Origin of the sequence: Mesorhizobium sp. M0037 (assembly GCF_040323635.1) — a bacterium.
Lineage (GTDB): Bacteria > Pseudomonadota > Alphaproteobacteria > Rhizobiales > Rhizobiaceae > Mesorhizobium.
The window spans coordinates 202,262-219,048 of the sequence record NZ_JAMYVB010000010.1 but is presented as its reverse complement, the minus strand read 5'-3'; the positions used below and the strand labels follow the sequence as shown (position 1 = coordinate 219,048).

At 59.0% G+C, this 16,787-nt stretch carries 16 protein-coding genes and 2 pseudogenes; 6 read left to right on the top strand and 12 right to left on the bottom strand.

Annotated features, from left to right (window positions below):
* The first annotated feature begins 112 nt into the window (after window positions 1-112).
* Entirely contained in the window at window positions 113-2,599 is a 2,487-nt protein-coding gene (locus NKJ78_RS17450; RefSeq protein WP_352458973.1) for a sulfatase-like hydrolase/transferase, read from the top strand.
* Window positions 2,600-2,828: 229 nt separating this feature from the next.
* Window positions 2,829-3,398, top strand: coding sequence for a DUF995 domain-containing protein (locus tag NKJ78_RS17445; RefSeq protein ID WP_352458974.1), 570 nt, complete (start codon window positions 2,829-2,831; stop codon window positions 3,396-3,398).
* A gap of 66 nt (window positions 3,399-3,464) precedes the next feature.
* On the opposite strand, the gene galE is transcribed toward NKJ78_RS17445, so the two are convergent.
* The 3 genes from galE to NKJ78_RS17430 form a co-directional block, all read right to left on the bottom strand.
* Window positions 3,465-4,544: a UDP-glucose 4-epimerase GalE gene (galE, locus tag NKJ78_RS17440; protein WP_352458975.1), complete on the bottom strand. Its 1,080-nt coding sequence runs from the start codon at window positions 4,542-4,544 to the stop codon at window positions 3,465-3,467.
* Window positions 4,544-5,581 (bottom strand): UDP-glucuronic acid decarboxylase family protein, encoded by a 1,038-nt coding sequence (locus NKJ78_RS17435; RefSeq protein ID WP_027049395.1) that lies wholly within the window; start codon window positions 5,579-5,581, stop codon window positions 4,544-4,546. Before NKJ78_RS17435 ends, galE begins: the two co-directional genes overlap by 1 nt.
* 1,122 nt (window positions 5,582-6,703) lie before the next feature.
* Window positions 6,704-7,609: a transcriptional regulator GcvA gene (locus NKJ78_RS17430; protein WP_352458976.1), complete on the bottom strand. Its 906-nt coding sequence runs from the start codon at window positions 7,607-7,609 to the stop codon at window positions 6,704-6,706.
* A 119-nt stretch (window positions 7,610-7,728) separates the two neighbouring features.
* On the opposite strand from NKJ78_RS17430, the gene NKJ78_RS17425 reads away from it, so the two are divergent.
* Window positions 7,729-7,956: a DUF1127 domain-containing protein gene (locus tag NKJ78_RS17425; RefSeq protein ID WP_352562513.1), complete on the top strand. Its 228-nt coding sequence runs from the start codon at window positions 7,729-7,731 to the stop codon at window positions 7,954-7,956.
* A 35-nt stretch (window positions 7,957-7,991) separates the two neighbouring features.
* Here the strand turns inward: NKJ78_RS17425 and NKJ78_RS17420 are convergent.
* Window positions 7,992-8,130 (bottom strand): annotated as a pseudogene (locus NKJ78_RS17420) (cation diffusion facilitator family transporter); the annotation flags it as partial.
* 22 nt (window positions 8,131-8,152) lie between these two features.
* Between NKJ78_RS17420 and NKJ78_RS17415 the strand changes: the two are divergent.
* Window positions 8,153-8,671, top strand: coding sequence for a YihY/virulence factor BrkB family protein (locus tag NKJ78_RS17415; protein WP_352458977.1), 519 nt, complete (start codon window positions 8,153-8,155; stop codon window positions 8,669-8,671).
* 222 nt (window positions 8,672-8,893) lie between these two features.
* Here NKJ78_RS17415 and NKJ78_RS17410 read toward each other — a convergent pair whose 3' ends face one another.
* The 3 genes from NKJ78_RS17410 to NKJ78_RS17400 all read right to left on the bottom strand — a co-directional run bounded on the left by NKJ78_RS17410 (window position 8,894) and on the right by NKJ78_RS17400 (window position 10,509).
* A complete protein-coding gene (locus NKJ78_RS17410; protein WP_352458978.1) occupies window positions 8,894-9,061 on the bottom strand; it encodes a hypothetical protein in 168 nt (55 codons plus the stop codon).
* 530 nt (window positions 9,062-9,591) lie between these two features.
* On the bottom strand, window positions 9,592-9,909 hold the full coding sequence (locus NKJ78_RS17405; protein WP_023690487.1) for a YMGG-like glycine zipper-containing protein: 318 nt from the start codon (window positions 9,907-9,909) through the stop codon (window positions 9,592-9,594).
* A 198-nt stretch (window positions 9,910-10,107) separates the two neighbouring features.
* Window positions 10,108-10,509 carry a type II toxin-antitoxin system HicB family antitoxin gene (locus NKJ78_RS17400; RefSeq protein ID WP_352458979.1) on the bottom strand — a complete coding sequence of 134 codons (402 nt, stop codon included), beginning with the start codon at window positions 10,507-10,509 and terminating at the stop codon, window positions 10,108-10,110.
* A gap of 114 nt (window positions 10,510-10,623) precedes the next feature.
* Here NKJ78_RS17400 and NKJ78_RS17395 point away from each other — a divergent pair, with 114 nt between their 5' ends.
* Window positions 10,624-12,228: a recombinase family protein gene (locus NKJ78_RS17395; protein WP_502901611.1), complete on the top strand. Its 1,605-nt coding sequence runs from the start codon at window positions 10,624-10,626 to the stop codon at window positions 12,226-12,228.
* On the top strand, window positions 12,222-13,064 hold the full coding sequence (locus NKJ78_RS17390) for a plasmid partitioning protein RepB C-terminal domain-containing protein (protein WP_352458980.1): 843 nt from the start codon (window positions 12,222-12,224) through the stop codon (window positions 13,062-13,064). The genes NKJ78_RS17395 and NKJ78_RS17390 overlap by 7 nt, the downstream gene beginning before the upstream one ends.
* Before the next feature lie 201 nt (window positions 13,065-13,265).
* Here NKJ78_RS17390 and NKJ78_RS17385 read toward each other — a convergent pair whose 3' ends face one another.
* The 5 genes and pseudogenes from NKJ78_RS17385 to NKJ78_RS17365 form a co-directional block, all read right to left on the bottom strand.
* On the bottom strand, window positions 13,266-13,427 hold the full coding sequence (locus NKJ78_RS17385) for an SOS response-associated peptidase family protein (protein ID WP_352562515.1): 162 nt from the start codon (window positions 13,425-13,427) through the stop codon (window positions 13,266-13,268).
* A gap of 43 nt (window positions 13,428-13,470) precedes the next feature.
* Window positions 13,471-13,956: pseudogene (locus NKJ78_RS17380) on the bottom strand (SOS response-associated peptidase).
* Window positions 13,957-14,196: 240 nt separating this feature from the next.
* The gene (locus NKJ78_RS17375; protein ID WP_352458981.1) at window positions 14,197-15,030 is read right to left on the bottom strand and encodes a thermonuclease family protein; all 834 of its coding nucleotides are present in this window, start codon (window positions 15,028-15,030) and stop codon (window positions 14,197-14,199) included.
* Between the two features lie 187 nt (window positions 15,031-15,217).
* Window positions 15,218-15,880, bottom strand: a complete 663-nt coding sequence (locus tag NKJ78_RS17370) for a tetratricopeptide repeat protein (protein WP_352458982.1) — start codon at window positions 15,878-15,880, stop codon at window positions 15,218-15,220.
* Between the two features lie 7 nt (window positions 15,881-15,887).
* Window positions 15,888-16,562: a hypothetical protein gene (locus NKJ78_RS17365; protein WP_352458983.1), complete on the bottom strand. Its 675-nt coding sequence runs from the start codon at window positions 16,560-16,562 to the stop codon at window positions 15,888-15,890.
* Window positions 16,563-16,787: the final 225 nt, after the last annotated feature.

Below are 16,787 nucleotides of genomic sequence, written 5' to 3'. Positions count from 1 at the left end.
CAAGCTCGATTTCATTGACTCTTTTTTAGCGCAAGCCGATTTTGCGGGTGGAGGTTTGAAAGCTGTCGGCCATTGTTCGGGCCGAAGCGCAAACTGGCGGCGGGTAATTTGTATGAGCATCGGCGGCAGTAGGGGGTCGGCGAGCCGACCTGAGAGCGGCCTTACGCAGTCGAAGGCGGGGACCGCTTCGGTGAAGGATGTGCGCTTCCGGCGCAGGAGCCTGCGGGTCATCTGCACGGGCCTGTTGTCCTGGCTGCTTTTGGGTGTCTACCGCGGCGCAATCATTGATCCGCAAACCACGGTTTCAGGCCTTTTGGGGGCCGTGCCCAAGGGATTGGCATCGAGCTACTATGACCTGATTGTCGTTGCGTCCCTGACCGTGGTGACCCTGATCCTGCTGTTCCTGGCAAAGGCCAGCCGTCTCGGCTCAGCAATCGTCGTCTTGCTCTTCTATGTTGCTGTCGTGGTCTCTCTGGGCTGGGGATTTGCCAACGTCAATCTCGTCAAAATGCTGGGCGAACCGTTCACGTTCCAGTGGCTGGTCTATGGCGACTTCCTGCAGAATGCCGATGCCAGGAACGCGATGGGCGATGCGCTCAACATCAAGGACTTCGCTACCCTTTCCGGGTCCGTCATCCTGGTGCTCATTCTTGGCTATGCCGCGGCCAGTTTGTGCCAGCGGCTAAGCGCCGCTGGCTACGGGGCCTTTCTGGGCGTGCTCGTTGTGTGTGTCGGCGCTGCCATCGCCGGTAGTGGACACCACGTACGTGCGGAAGCGCTGCCGGCGGCTGAGATCGACAATCCGATCCTGTATTTTGTTAAATCGGCCCTGCTCAATCCAACGCCGGTCGTGCTGACGATGCATGCCAGCACCAATGACCCTGATGTAGCCAGCGTCGGCGAGCGACCGCCGGAAACATCGACCTTCAAGGCGCCGACGCCGAACCCAATCAAGAACGTGCTGATTTTCATGATGGAGTCGGTGCCATCCAAATACGTCGAGACGTTTGGCGGCAAGTATCCGGTCACGCCGAATATCAAGAGTTATGGAAAGGACTCGATACGATTCGACAACATATATGCGCACGCACCGTCCACGCATTACTCGATATTTTCTCTGCTCACCTCGATGTACAACGACATTTCATATTATGGCATGACCGCAAGGTATCCCTATTTGCCGCTGGACTCGATCTCCAACACCTTGTCCAAGAACAATTTCCGCACAGGGTTTTTCTGGAGCGCGGATTCCCGATTTCAACGGGTCGATGAGTTTTTCCTCAACAAGGGACTGGATGTGATCCAGGACTACCGGGGGCAGAAATGCGGCACCCCGACCTTCAAGCTCAGCTCCGAGCAGTGGAAAAACATGGACTACAACAGTGACCTTTGCACGGCGCAGTCGATCATCGACTGGATGAACAAGGACGAGGCAAAACCTTTCTTCGGCATCATGTTCACGGCGATGACCCATTATCCCTACATCACCGACAGCCCGATGTTTTCGAAGATGGCGCCTTCCTCCGATGGCAACACGCTGGTCCACTACTCGGACGACCAGAAATTCAATGCCTATCTCAACGCCCTGAAGGTCGGCGATACGGCCCTTGGCGAGATCCTTGAATCGCTCAAGCAGTCTGGCAAGCTCGATTCGACGCTGGTGGTCATATTGGGCGATCACGGCGAAGCGTTCGGGGAGCATGGCGACTACATTCATGCCAGCGCGATTTACGAGGAAAACATCCACATCCCGCTCATCATGATCAACAAGCATCTCTTTCATGATGAAGTTGCTCACCCAGTCGGTGGCATCGTCGATATCGCCCCGACGATCTTCGACATACTCGGACTTGCGCTGCCCAAGCAGTGGCAGGGGCGCAGCTTGTTCAGCGAGCAACGGCCACACAAGACCTTCTTCTTCAATCCCTGGGCCGGATTCCTGTTCGGCTATCGCGAGAACGATCGAAAGGTCATCTTCAACGCGACCACCGGCAAGGTGGAGGAATACGACCTCAAGGCCGATTCCGATGAGCGAACCAACCTCTTCACTGATACCGGCGATCGAAACGCGCTGCTGCAGCCCATCGCTGGATGGGTGCAATCGCAGAGAGCGCGCGTGGCCGACCTGGTGGCTGCCGCGGCGAAAGAGACAGGACGTTGCGCCATCACCAGTCTGGAGGTCGACGCTGCCGGCATTAATCTCCGGGGCGCGCCTCGGTTCGACGTCGTGGTCGACGGAAAGACCACAGCCGAGATCGACGTCCCGGGCAAGGAAAGCGTCGCATCGACGCCCGAAGCCGCCATGGCGGAGCTGATGCAGGCGTCAACCCTGGCCAAGCCGTACCACATCGATCTCAGCAGCGTGCCTAACCCGAAGACGATCGAGCTTCGCTACACCAACGACCTGTGGGGCGGAGACGGCAAGGCAGGTGATCGCAATCTCTTCATCAAGAGCGTCAAGGTGAACGGTCAGTTGGTGCCAAACACCAGGCTGCGTGTCGACGAGCAATCGCATGGCTACACCGACGACAACGGGACCGCCATGTACAGCAACGGCTCGCTATGGGTTAGCGGCCCGTTCGTCGAGGGATGTCTATAGCGTGCCGCGTGGCAGACCGTCGTCCTCGATTTGCAGCCCGTGCGCGCCGCGACAGACACTGCCGGTCCTACCGGTTGACATCTTCGCGGGGTACTCACTAGCATGCGAAATACTGGCAGTTGCAGCGTGGAGCCACTTGTCAGCGCAGGACGGACCGGGCCCGTTCTTGCGGTATGCTCGGCTGGTCGACGCCCGCTTGGGAAGCGAACATTGAATGCGACCGCTCAGCATGACGAACAGGACCGGATTGCCATTTGAGTCAGCGAGCTGGGCGAGGCGCCATCGACTTGCCATCTCGCTTGCGCCCGTCCTGGCCATTTGGTGCCAGATGGCGCTTTGCGGAGCCGCGCACGCAGCTGGTCCCAAAGACAGCGTCCCTGCAGATGCCGTTGCTGTTCCGACGGCTTTCGAACTTCAGCTTGTTTATGCTGACCGCACGTGGATATGGGATAACGGAGCGGCCTATTTCGGACAGAAGGATCGACCGGTCCGGGCCTGGACGTCCGAGCAAGACACGGCTTCTGTCGGCGAAGGCAGATGGCATCTGAGCAACGATGGCAAGATGTGCATGGATCTCGTCTGGCGGTCCAAGACCTACGCCGCAGCGCCGATCCGCACGTGTTTCAGCCACCGCTTCCGGAGTGGGACCCTCGAACAGCGCAAGGATCCGGACGGTGTCTGGTACAGTTTCCGGCACTCTCCGGGAGACCCTTCCGACGAGCAACGAAAATTCGAGGAAGGCGATACAAAGGGCGCGCAGTTCGACAAGATCCGTACCTCGATCGATTCCAAAAGTTGAGGCTCGCTGCGAAGCTGTCACCCACCTCAATGAGCCACGTCCCCGATAAGCGACAAACAGGGACGACTACCAGCTTTGAGAGCTGGTGATGTCTTCGGATGCATTTGGTATTCCTGGCGCAGTTGACCGGCGGCGCCTCGCCGTCGGCATCGGAATTGTGAACGCGGTGGCCTCCAGTCCGAAGAACGGGGCGGCTGTCCTGACGATGGTATCGATGTCGGAAAGTTCCGGCACGAAGCCCAGGTGTTCGCGCGCTTTGATCGGGTCGGCATAGAGCTCCGCCGGGTCTCCCGGGCGCCCGGACCTGAAGACGGCCGGAACCGATTTTGACGTTATCCGGGTCACCGCCTGGAGAATCTCCTTGATCGATACCCCGCGTCCGGTGCCGAGATTGACGGACAGGTTTTCGCCACCCGCCTCCAGATGCATGAGAGCCCTCAGATGCGCGCGGGCGAGATCGCTGACATGGATGTAGTCGCGCACACAGGTGCCATCCGCCGTGTCGTAGTCTGTGCCGAAAACCTCGATCTCGTCGATCGTGCCTGATGCGGCCATGAGCACGCGCGGGATCAGGTGCGTTTCAGGCGAGTGCCACTCACCGAGCTCGCCGTCGGGATCGGCGCCGCAGGCATTGAAATAACGCAGGATCGCATATTTCATTCCGTAGGCGCTGGCGTAGTCGCTGATGATCTGCTCGCCCATCAGCTTGGTTCGCCCATAGGGGCTGATTGGATTTTGCGCCGAGGTCTCTCGAATGGGCAGTGTTTCGGGCACGCCGTATGTCGCGCAGCTGCTTGAAAAGATAATGTTTTCGATAGAACTCGAGCGTGCCGCATCAAGCACCGCGATGGTACCCGACACATTGGTCGAATAATACTCTGCGGGCTCGTGAACAGACTCGCCCACATAAGCCAGCGCAGCAAAGTGGATGATCGCTTGCGGCTGGTAGGTGCTGATCGCCTGCTGTAGCGCCTCCCGGTCCCGGATATCGCCGACAACAAGCGGCCCCCAGGCAACGGATCTCTCATTGCCACGGCTCAGATTGTCAAAAACGACGGGCAGGTAGCCGGCAGCTGACAACAGCTTGCAGGTGTGGCTGCCGATGTAACCGGCCCCACCCGTCACCAGGATTGCCGGGCGGCTCATTACATCGCAGCTTCTTTGACGCGCCGGTTCGGGTAGAGAAGGGCGTCAAAATACGCCGTGGTGTGCGCGAGCCCCTGGCTCAGGCTGATCTTTGGCTCCCAGCCAAGATTTTCCCGGGCAAATGAGATGTCCGGCCGACGCTGCTTGGGATCGTCGACCGGCAGCGGCCGATGCACGATCTTCGAACGTGAGTTGGTGTATTCGAGCACCTGTGTCGCCAGTTCCAGAATGGTGAATTCGGCAGGGTTGCCGAGATTGACCGGGTGCTGCGGTGCGCTCGGGGCGTTCATCAACTGGATAAAACCTTCGATGAGGTCGTCCGCGTAGCAGAATGAACGGGTCTGCCGGCCGCTGCCGTAGACGGTCAGGTCGTCACCGCGCAAAGCCTGGACGATGAAGTTCGACACGACGCGGCCATCGTCTGGTTGCATGCGGCGGCCATAGGTGTTGAAGATCCGTGCGACGCGGACATCGAGGCTATACGTTCTCGAATAATCGAAGAACAGCGTCTCGGCCGAACGCTTGCCCTCATCATAGCAGGATCGCGGACCGTGCGGGTTGACGTTGCCGAAGTAGCCTTCCGGCTGCGGATGTACCAGGGGGTCGCCGTAGACTTCGGACGTCGAAGCTTGAAATATCTTCGCATTGTTCCGCCGCGCGAGTTCGAGCAGGTTCAGCGAACCAAGCACGCTTGTCTTGAACGTATGGATCGGATTTGCCTGGTAATGCGGCGGGGACGCCGGACAGGCGAGATTGTAGATTTCATCGACCTGGAGATCCAAGGGCAGTGGGTCGACAATGTCGTGCTCGATGCACGTAAATCGCGGATCGCGCACGAGGGCGTTGAGATTGTATCTTTTGCCGGTGTGGAAATTGTCCAACACGACAACGTCGTAACCATCCCGCAAAAGACGCTCGCACAGATGCGAACCCAGGAATCCTGCCCCACCGGCAACCAGCGCGCGACCCCGATTGGAATTCGCGCCCCTTCGGGTGTTCCCGGCCCCGAGTTTCAGAACATTGACAGTTCTACCCATACTCCACCCCTTCGCCCTTACGCACTGCGCACACTACTGCCGGCCATAGCGTTGCCGGGCGACGTTCCTGAGAACGTCACAAACCTTCCGCTCCCGCGGAATCGTCCACTCCTGATGTCTGTCGATTGCTTTTTGAGTTGCTGGGCGGTGCTACGCGGCTATTAGCTGCCGTTCAGCATCCGATACGCCCCGAAACCGCGGTCACGCGCCTGATGCCACCATCGCCCATTGCTCGCCCAAATTGCACATCCCAACGTATCGAAAATATACCTGTGCAAAACATAGTCAACTAAATTAGCGAATCGTTAACCGTGTTCATTCGGGAGTGGTTAATCGCGGGGCGGCAGCGCAGCCGCATAAAGCTGAGGATTGGGCTACAAATTTGAATGTACCACAGTAATATAAAGTCCATTTTTCTGATCCTTCGACAGCCAATCGCCGGAAATTTGACCATCAAGACATTCTCACCTCCGCAAAAAATAGGCAGATCTAAGAGCAATACTTACATTAGCAAAACTTATACTAACAGATGTGTCGCATTTGAAAATATCGAAAATATTCGTACATGGGACCTTGTCAATAAAATCTTACAAGCCAATGCGGTTGGTTCCCAAAGCGTGCCGAACCCCCGCCAGGTCAGCCCTCAACTGCCCGACGAGATCTTGCGCTACGAGGCGGGCGTAATCGCGACCGATCGCCCGGGACGCCTATCTCTTTCACCGGCGACCCGGGCTTGACGCACACAACCGCTCTCCGCAGCCGCAGCGCCTTCATTGGCAGATGCAGCATACCCCAATAACCCGGTCCATTCTGAAGCGATCCGCGTATGGTTTGCGGATGTCGGAAGCAGAGATCCAGTCGAAGCCGCGCGAAAACGGTCGTCGTCCCTTCTGTCGAACGGCTGTCTCAGGATGACTGTGGCCGGCAGCGAGCGAGGAGATGCCCAGGATATGTGCTCTGCCGAGCTTACCGCGGCTGATCCCTGTTGATCGCGACAGCTTGCGGCACCAAAAGCTGTCTGGCGGGAATGCGCCAATCTCGGTTGTCCAAATTAGCTGCGCCAGTGCCTAAACGTGGACGTTAGCGACGACGCACTGGAGGTCGCGTTCGGAGGCGCTGGGCCTATTGAGCTAGCGTGTTAAGGTGACGTACGTCATCGGCGGCCTCGGCCAACAGCCAGTCGCGGAATGTCATGATTTTGGGGAGCATCGACGTGGCCTTGGGGCAGACTATCCAATAGCTCTTAGATAATCGCAGAGCTGTGGCAAATGGTCTTACGAGGCGCCCGTTGATCAGGTCCCAAGCCGCGAGCGTGGTGCGGGCAAGTGCGACACCCTGGCCGTCGACAGCGGCGTCTATGACCATGCTTGCGCGGTTCAACACCGGTCCGTATGAGAGTTCGGCATCGACCACGCCAGCGGCCTCGAGCCATTTTGACCAATCCTTTCGGTCATCGAGATGCAGCAACGGAAATTTCAGCACATCGGACGGCTCGCGGATCCGTTGGTGAAGTTTTGGACAGCAGACTGCGAACAGTTGCTCGGAGCACAGGCGAACAACATCATGCCCCGCCCAATTGCCATCTCCATGCCGCACGGCAAGATCGACGTCCTCTCTGGCAAAATCGACATGATGCATGGTTGCGGAAATCCTAAGGTCGATATCGAGGTGCGTTTCGGAAAACCTGCCAAGCCGGTTTACCAACCACTTGGCGGCAAAGTCGGGCGATGTGCTGACCGTCAGCGCTCCCGCTCGAGATAGATGTTGGATGCGTTCCGTGCCGAGAGCAATGCGGTCAAAGGCATCGCGAACCACCTCCAGATAAGAGAGGCCGGCCCGTGTAATTTTCAGCTTTTGACGCTCGCGATCGAACAGCCTAACGCCCAATTCGAGTTCGAGGGCCTTCACCTGATGGCTCACCGCGCCCTGCGTCACGGAAAGTTCGTCCGCGGCCCTGGTGAAGCTTTCGTGGCGCGCCGCCGCCTCGAAGGCTTTGAGAGCGTTGAGTGATGGCAGTCGGCGGGCCAACTTCGCACCATGTCATGAGAAAAATTGGGTCCAGCACGAGAAACCATGCTTTGCGTCCCTGGACAGATTGGAGCATTTCCGCACCACACGTCAACCATCGGACTGCGGAAGGATGAGAAATGTTGGACCCCTTAGTGATTGAGACGCCGAGGCGTTCACCGCCACAGGCAAATGCCCACCGTGTCATGGACAACTTGTTGCGCTCGATGGGCTCGGTGGCGCGCTGGATCGAAATACACCGCCAACGGGAACAGCTGGCCGAACTCGAAGAACATCAGCTGGCAGACTTGGGTCTGAGACCTGCCCAGGTGCGGAAGGAACGCGCAAAATGGCCGTGGCAGGCCTAAATCTCGACTGGGCTCGACCCTCGCTGACCTCGCGCGATCGGATCGGCAAGCGGAAAACCTAACGAGACGCCGATGGCGCCCAGCACAACCGCCAGACTGGTACAGCCATCCGTGCTGGTAGCCGTCGGCGATCAGCGCAGTGCTGCTTGTCTCGCGGCTGGCACGGATCCGAAAACGGCCATGGTTGTCTTTGAACATGATATGGAAGGTCGAAGCGCAGGGCAGTTCGTTGTCTCGCCTGGTGCGCGCACGTGCGGTAAGTCTGGGACTGGTCACCGCACTTGGCTTCATGTTGCTCGTCTCTCTAGTCGCGAGCACGGCGATTTCGGCCCTAGGCAACCTCATCAACGCACAGTTGCCGTTCGGGACAATTGTCCTGGCCGTTATCAACGCGGTCGTTTCTTTTGTCCTCCTCGCAGCTATTTTCGCTGCCATCTTCAAGATCTTGCCTGATCGAACCCTGGAATGGCGGGATGTCTGGATTGGCGCTGTTGTGACTGCTGCCCTGTTCACGCTCGGGAAATCGCTTATCGGTTGGTATATAGGCTCCAGCGCGGTCGCGGCCTCATATGGGGCCGCCGGTGGGCTGCTCGTCATCCTGCTGTGGGCTTACTACTCGGCGGAAATTTTTCTTTTTGGTGCGGAAATCACTCGCGCCTATTCCACTCGACACGGCAGCAGGTCCGATCTGGATGCTGTGCTTCACAGCGCTTGACTTGCAACACACGCCACTAATGACCGAATCGACTAGTTTAGGCGCGCGGCGCACCGGCTGGCTGCCTTTGCGACGTACCCGCATCATCACCCCGTCGGCGCCGACCGCATCACCGAGCAGGGCACGCGAGCTGGATACGGTCGACGCCATATGATGAGTGCACGGGTCGCTGGTGGGTCAAACCATCGCCGTCACAGTTTGAGTTGGTTGGGAAGACGCGGTTCAGCGGCGACGCGGACGGCGCTTGCGTATCGGCTTTGATCTCGCGCGCCTGCCGTCCGGCGCCTTCTTGGCGGCAGCGGAGCGGTACAGGTTCATGAGGTCAATCAGGAGCCGAACAATGGCAATTGCAGTTGCAGCATCGAGCCAGCCCGCAATGCTTTTGAGCATCGGGATTGTTCTCCAAGCTTACGACGTGAAAGCTGTCTAAGGACCTGGGCGGCAGTGCCCCTTCGCCTAGGCGAGGACTGCCACCCATTCGTTGTGGCACTCAGTTGCCAAGCAACATGACATGAAAAGGGCCTCCGAAGGAGGCCTTTGGATGGTGTGAGCGAGAATCTCCACCAAACAAATTATCCCACATTTTATGCATGCAGCGCAAGCCATTCGGCTTGGCCAAGGCGCGCTTGGCGCCTTGATGCTTGGCACCGTGACCGTCACCCCCGCTCTTCAGCCGCAGCCGATGGTCGCTGTCGGCACTTTCAGCTGCGGCAATGCGATGTCATTGTTGGCGCCATGAAACCAGCGCTTCACGTCGCCTCCGCGAAATGGGATCCTTGCAAGCACCAAGCGCAAGCTCATCAGCCAGAGGGTGTAATGGACTGAGCGGGCGTTCTCATATTGTGAAACGCCGAACGGATCCCGGGTCCCTGGAAGAGCGGCAGCAAACGTCAGAGAGCCGCACTTCCAGGGAGGCTGGATCAATAGTCGTTGTTGTAATAGCGATCATCGCAAGGCGCCGTGTAGATCCGGCCGCGGCGGTCCTGGTAACGGCAAAGCTGTTCGCCGCGGCGCTGCGGCGTGGTCGACTGGCCGATGACGGCGCCGAGCAAGGCGCCGCCGGCGGCACCCACGACCGTGCTTTCGGTGTTGCCGCCCAGTGCCTGGCCGGCGAGGGCGCCGACACCGCCGCCAATGAGTGCGCCTGTGGTTGCCCTCTGCTGCTGTTCGGTCTGGGTCGCGCAGCCTGCAAGTGCTGCAGTCATGAGCACGGCGGCAATGGTTTGTCTGATGATCATCTTGGAACTCCTTTGGAGCCCCAAACGCGGATCGGGGCGAATGGTTGCCAGTTGCTGGCGCATTGCGGCCAAACGGCGGCACGCCCGCTCACGAAATGAGACGTGGTTTCTCGGGCCTTGAAGACAATGGTTGCCAAAGCGGAAACGGCTTTCGCGAACAGGTCGGTAGCGCCTCGGTTTGAATCCGTTGAGGAGCAGCTAGGCTGGCTCGTCGCGTATCGCCTTTTTCGCGGCGGCGGTCAGGAATCCGGACCGGCTATAGCCATGGCGTTCCGCATATCGATCTATCTGGTCGAGGACAGCTTCGGGAATGGTGACGTTGACGCGCACCACCTTTGTGGTCTCGGCTTTGAGCGCTACCAGGACGGCGACCCGGCTGAAATTGTCATTGTTCGACACGACATCTTCCAGGGATGATGGCTCGGGAATGCCTTCGCCATCCTCGACAAGGCCTTCGAGATGGAAGGCCAGGGCCTCTTCGGCCATGGCGCGGGCGTCGTCCAGGCTGGTGCCGGCGGTGACCACGCCCGGAAAATCGGGAAAGGATACGCCGAAGTCGCTGTCCGCTTGCTTGTGGATCAGTCCGATATAGTGACGCACGGGTCGGTTCCCCCAAGGAGCGGCTTCGAGGCTCGATCAGACTATCGAGCCATTCGACACAAACTGTCGAGGTATTCCTAATGGGACCGTAGGAAGCTGCCTAGTAGGTTGGGCATGCCCCAGGCAGACATTGCCTGGGCAACAGTCGAGAGTGTGGGGAAAGTGCCAAAGTTAGATGGCGGGAACCAGACTGTGCCTAGAGTTCGCGCCGCGCAGTACGTGCGCATGTCGACGGAACACCAGACCTACTCGATCGACAACCAAGCGGATGCCATTCGCGACTATGCCGATATCATGGCTTACGACATTGTCGCCACTTACGAGGACCTCGGTCGCAGCGGTTTAAACCTTGGAGGGCGCCCCGGTCTTCAGAAGCTGTTGGCCGATGTCGAAAGTGGGCGAGCCGATTTTGAGACGGTTGTGGTCTATGATGTAAGCCGTTGGGGGCGTTTTCAGAACATTGATGAAAGCGCAGCCTACGAATACCGATGCCAGATGGCCGGCGTCCGTATCGAATTTTGTGCCGAGCAATTCGCAAACGACGGCAGCATCGGGTCAGACGTCCTCAAAGCAATCAAACGGAGCATGGCTGCCGAGCAGAGCAGAATGCTCTCGCAAAAAGTCTTCATCGGCCAGGCTAGGTTGATCCGGCTGGGCTTCCGGCAGGGCGGGAAGGCCGCCTTTGGCCTGCGGCGCCTGCTTGTCGATCAACACGGCCGTTCAAAAGGCATCCTTTCATCCCACGAATACAAGAGCCAGCAGACGGATCGAATAGTTCTGGTGCTCGGCCCGCCTGACGAGGTTGCGACAGTGAAGTGGATCTTCAGTCACTTTGTCAGAACACGCAAGACAGAGCTGGAGATGGCAAGACTGCTCAACAAGCGCGGCGTGCTCAGCGATTTGCGGCGACCATGGACGCGGGAATCCCTCCACTCGGTGCTGACCAACGAAAACTACATTGGCAACAGCGTCTGGAACAAGCATTCGGCCCGGCTGAGAAGCCATCAAGTCCGAAATCCCCCGGAACAGTGGGTGCGGGTGGAAAACGTCCTGCAGCCGATCGTCGACCGCAAACTGTTCGACCGGGCGCAGATCGTGCTCAAGACCATCTATCGCCACATGACCAACGACGAGATGCTGGCTGCTCTTAGGGCACTTCTGGCTCGCCGTGGCGCCTTGTCGTTGGCCATGATCGACGCGGATCCCAGGTGCCCGCCGGCCCAACGCTACCAGTGGCGTTTTGGAACCATTGTCAAAGCCTATGAACTGATCGGATACGAGCCATCCAAAAACTACCGCTTCATCGGCGTGAACCGGCACCTGGAATCAATGAGGCAGGAGATTATCCGGGATCTTGTGGGCGCGATTGATAAGCAGGGCGGGGTTGCTGCCCATGACATGGCGATGGACCTCCTGCGGATAAACGAGGAGATCACGGTGGCGATTACAATGGGACGATGCAGGGTTTCCGGCTTCGGCTATCCACGCTGGTTTTCCAAGGCCGATAAACGGCCACTACCCGACATTTTCGTCCTGATCCGTATGAATCCCGGCGACCTCACCATTCGGGACTATTTGATTGCGCCTGCCCACGAGATCGCGGGTAAATCGGAACTGCATGCCATCAATGGGATACCGCTGGACAGCTATATTTTTCCCACGCTCGACCCCATTATCAGGTTGGCAGAGCGAGAGCCTGTCGGAGGCGTGGCTTGGTAGTCAAGCGCTTAGCCAAGGACGCCGCCTACCGTGCGTTGGAAAAGGGTGGCGACAGACATGCGAGCAATATTGTTGCTGGCGCATTAGGGTCCAAGAAGAGGCTTCGTTCACACGAATTTTTGGCGACCTACGATACGGAATGCAAACGCATGCGCGATTTCGTCACGCAAGCGGCAAAGTCTGAACAGAGCCTAGACCGGATAGTAGCGGCGCTCCACCTGATGATGCGCGACAAGCAATTCTGCGCCACGCTGGTGTCCGAGGGCTTCAGGACAATGCCAAGCCTACTGGCACATAGGTTGCGTGGCGCGACCCGCGAGCCGCAAATGTTCTGCTCTCCCGGAAAACCCGCTTCCGAGACAGGCGAGAACCGGAAAGCCGTTAACGGAATTTGCCCTGATGTCCTCGAGCTGCTTCGGGACGCGCCGGTGAAAACAAAAATCTTCGGGTTGCTCCAGAAGGTGCTGCCAGCCAGGCAATTGGAGATTGCCCGGCTGATGGTGGCGATGGACCGGGTCAGGATCACCTACGCGAGACTACTCGTCGCTCTGACACCGCAAGCCCTGCTGGTCGAGGGTTTTAATCTCTCAACGATCACCACACAGGCGGAAGACCAGCGCGGCGCGATGGTGCTCGATGTCGGCGCGGTAAGCCTTGCGGTTCTCAGCGCCGCGGAACGTCATGGCCAGGTGGGCCTGGAGCTTGTCGCAGCCAACCGCTTTTTCGACCGGTTGATGGATAATTCCAGAGTGGTGCGGTATCTCGCCCGGACCTTTCCGGGGCATTTTGAAGAGTTTCACAGCTTCTCGATGCCATGCCTCGAACAGGGGCGCTAGATGGTCGGACGTCAACTCCTATAGAAACCGATCGCCGTCGCCGGGATGCAAACAACAGAACCAATGTGACTTCTGTCCAGGCCTCGAAAAGCCAAACCCGCCGAGCTGCCGCAGCCAGAATGCTCGCAAAGCGATTTTCGATCGGCTCTCGGCCGCGCGGAATCGCTGTCATCCCTTCGGCAAGCCGGCTCGGTTCGTCGCTCATAACGGGTTGATCGGCCCGACCAGGCCGGGATGGTCGTTGGGCAACTTGTTGACGGCGCTCGTGTTCACCTCACGTCCAACGCGGTTGAACTGCAGCTGACCGTCGATGTCGTGGCTGAGAATGTCCTTGAGGCTGTCCTTGGGCGTCGCCGGGTCCAGCCAGGCGTCATAGTAGGCCGGGTCGAGAATGAGAGGCTGCCGATCATGCTTGCTTCATCGGTTCTGCGGCAGGCTCGGTGATGATGGTGCAGCTGGTTATGTCGAAATTGGAATTGTAAGCCCAAAGCCCGGCGAACGAGAAAGGCGCGTGGCCTGGCTGGTAGATGTGCCAAGGGTCTTTCTTGCCGTCGGCTGGCGATATCGTCCACTCTTAGAAGCCATCGGCAGGGATCAGGCAGCGCTTGGACTTGTAGGCGTCGCGGAAGGCGGGCGCTGTATCGATGCCCTCAATCCTCGCATTGAACATAGCCGCCTTGGGCATTTCCTTTGCCCAGAAAGGGACCAGCCACCAGCGCCCTTCACGGAGCCTGTGGTTGCCATCCTCACCGGCAGTGACGAATGGGACATCCTGAGTCGGCGCGATGTTGTACCGGGGCTCGTCGTTGCGGCCCGTCTCCGCCGGCGCAGTCAGGCGGTAGAGCCGGTGGATTTCCGACCACGACAGATATTTGGTGTAACGTCCGCACATCGCTCTGCCTCAGTTGCGCAGGAGTTCAGGCACGCTGAGCGGGCCAAGGTCGGAATTCTCCTATACTCGTCGCTGCGGCGCCAGACGCCGCGTATCTTGGCGGCGGTGACCGATTGATTGCCTTCGCCAGTAGCCTTGCGGAAGGCTCTGGGCGACCACAGAGTTCCCCTTGGTGTGCGCTGTGGAGGCAAAAAGGGCAAAGTCGACGACGATCATGCCATGTCCCCTCTCACTGCGGACCTAGCAAAGGCTCTCGCAAGGAATGCCGTCCTTGTCGCGGTCGAGCTTGCCGCCCCAAGAGCAGTTGGCCAAATACCAGTTCGCCTCGTTGCATGAGCTGATCTGGGGACAGGTTCGCCGTGGCTGACAAAAATAGCTCTGCGCCACCTGCCCATTACGCATGATGCCGACTGGTTGTTTTGCTGACGGCCTGGTGGTGCCGTTCGCATGCTCTGCGCGCCAATCCCATGGCGCCTGAAACGCTCCAGCCCACAGACCGACCTTCGCCGCCTGGGCCTTCGCCTGCTGTCTTGCGTGGGCTCCGTGGCTGTAGCGCGGCCAATCTAGTGCCAAGCCCCGCTCGACAAGCCAGCTCTGGACGTTGCGACCGTCGGCGCGATCGCAATCCCCAACAAGCCGGCCGTACCGGTCTCGGTTAACAAAGCTGCAATGCAACGGACGCGATGCAGCCAGGAACTCGTCCAAGGCTTGGGCAGCATGGCGCCCGCAGGCGTATTCGAAGCCCTTAGCGTCTTCGCAATATTGCTTACTCTCGGGCGCATCGATGCCGTTGAAGCGGATGCGCTGTCCGTGGATCTCGATCGTGTCGCCGTCGATCACAGACGCGACACCGGCGATCGGCGCCGGCTTCGAGCCGAACCAATTCGATGCATTGATCTCTGGCAAACTTTCGCTGTGCTGGATGGCGGTTTGCGCGACCAGAGCGCCAGCCGCTACCGCAGTCACCAAAATCAGGCGCCGCGGCACATTCGCCCATCGGTGCGCACGGCTATGCTTGGCACCGGTTCGCTTTCGCCAGCGATCAGATCGATTGTCGTATCGGTATTTGTCCACGCCCTCTTCCCCGCAGAGAGGATGCGACTGTTTCAACGAAGAGTCCAGAAGACGAGACGCGCGGAATGCTAGCCCGGAAGCCGATGCGTGCCGACGCCCTCGACTTCGATCTCGGTTAAGGGGGTTCGATGACCTGTTGGGGTGCATTCGGCTGTCGGGCCTGACCGGCGCGCTCCCGAAGGTGCGTTCACGCGGGAAATCCGGCCTTTCTGAAGCCTGACGTGAAAAGCTCGAGGTCGACTTGGTCGGCGAACGGGAGACGTGAAATCAGCCGGATAGTCAGGTCGTGTTTCCTCATCAGTGCTTCCTGAACTTCAGCACGCGCCTTCTGCGTCTCGCCCAAATGAGCGTACGCCGCTGCGAGAAAGGCATGAATGAAGAATTGGTCGCCGGCCTTCTGATACGAACCGACGGCCTCCGAGTACCTTCTTAGCAGGAAGAGGGAGCTGCCCTTCACCTCCCAGAACCATATTGGAGGTAACGGGTCGCGCAGCAGCGCAGATTCAAGCACGTTCAGCGCGCTCTCGGCCCGGCCGCCGTAGTTAAGCCAGCTTGCGTAGTGCCCCGCTATGTTCACGTCCAACGGGTTTAATGAGCGCGCTTGCTCGAAATGCACTCCCGCGTCGCTGTGCTGGCGCATGTGCGTAAGCACCAGGCCCATGCTCTGGTGACAGACGCCATCGCTCCTGTCGAGAGCGAGCGCCGTTCGTGCCGAGTCCCAGGCGTTCTGTAGCGTCCGCGGATCGTTGTCGTACCAAAATCTGTCGACGAGCGCCTGCGCGAGGAAGGCGTGGCCTTGAGCGAACGTCGCATCGAGCTCGACACACCGGACGAATAGGGGCTCGGCCATGTCCAGTTCATACCGGTAGAACTGTGCGCGCCCCTGCAGGTAGCACTCGTATGCATCCCAATCGGCCGGAGGCTTGCGTCTGGTCCTGCTCGTCGAATCGGCGTCCGCCTGGCCTTCGACCATCGAGGCGATGAGAGCCGCAACCTCGTCTTGCAATGCGAAGATGTCGTCGAGGGCCCTGTCGTACCGTTGGGGCCCACAGGTGGGTACCGGTGGTAGCGTCAATCAACTGTGTGGTGATCCGAATGCGATCACCGAGCCTTCGTATGCTGCCTTCGACGAGGTAGCGAACTCCGAGTTTGCGATGGACTTCGGCAATGTCCAATGCCGGATAGCGAAACTGAAAAGATGAATTGCGCGCGATGACAAGGAGGGAGCGGAACCTGGCCAGCTCCGTAATTATGTCCTCGGTTATGCCGTCGCTGAGATACTGCTGGTCCTGATCGCCGCTCAAATTGGCAAACGGCAGCACCGCAATCGACGGCTTGCCTGACGGCGGTATCGCTCTGCGGGATGCGCTCGCCACCGGCTCGACAGTCCCGGTGAAGCGGTAGCCGACGCGAGGCACCGTGGCGATCCACTCGCCGCCGTTGTCAGCCGGAACGAGTGCCTTTCTTAGTGTCGCGATTTGGGCGGTGAGATTGCCTTCCTCAACGGCGGTGCCCGGCCAGGCAGCGTCCATCAGCTCGGCCTTGGTCAGAATCTCGCCGGCCGTGCCGTAAGCGCAGCAAGCAGCGTCAGCCCACGATGCCCAACAGCGATCGGAATCTGCTCTTTAAGGAGCGTCCCGATGTCGGGATCGAGTACGAACGGACCAAAAGCGATGCGAGTCCACTGCATGTGGGCATACTAGACGTTTCGGAAGTTTTCGGAACAGTGTCGGCACCGCTTTAATCCCCGGGGCGCT

Bases quoted from the DNA above. Each gene is read 5' to 3' on its own strand.
- NKJ78_RS17450 (WP_352458973.1), top strand. From the start codon at position 113: ATGAGCATCGGCGGCAGTAGGGGGTCGGCGAGCCGACCTGAGAGCGGC.
- NKJ78_RS17445 (WP_352458974.1), top strand. From the start codon at position 2,829: ATGACGAACAGGACCGGATTGCCATTTGAGTCAGCGAGCTGGGCGAGG.
- galE (WP_352458975.1), bottom strand. From the start codon at position 4,544: ATGAGCCGCCCGGCAATCCTGGTGACGGGTGGGGCCGGTTACATCGGC.
- NKJ78_RS17435 (WP_027049395.1), bottom strand. From the start codon at position 5,581: ATGGGTAGAACTGTCAATGTTCTGAAACTCGGGGCCGGGAACACCCGA.
- NKJ78_RS17425 (WP_352562513.1), top strand. From the start codon at position 7,729: ATGTTGGACCCCTTAGTGATTGAGACGCCGAGGCGTTCACCGCCACAG.
- NKJ78_RS17415 (WP_352458977.1), top strand. From the start codon at position 8,153: ATGATATGGAAGGTCGAAGCGCAGGGCAGTTCGTTGTCTCGCCTGGTG.
- NKJ78_RS17410 (WP_352458978.1), bottom strand. From the start codon at position 9,061: ATGCTCAAAAGCATTGCGGGCTGGCTCGATGCTGCAACTGCAATTGCC.
- NKJ78_RS17405 (WP_023690487.1), bottom strand. From the start codon at position 9,909: ATGATCATCAGACAAACCATTGCCGCCGTGCTCATGACTGCAGCACTT.
- NKJ78_RS17395 (WP_502901611.1), top strand. From the start codon at position 10,624: ATGCCCCAGGCAGACATTGCCTGGGCAACAGTCGAGAGTGTGGGGAAA.
- NKJ78_RS17370 (WP_352458982.1), bottom strand. From the start codon at position 15,880: ATGGCCGAGCCCCTATTCGTCCGGTGTGTCGAGCTCGATGCGACGTTC.
- NKJ78_RS17365 (WP_352458983.1), bottom strand. From the start codon at position 16,562: ATGGACGCTGCCTGGCCGGGCACCGCCGTTGAGGAAGGCAATCTCACC.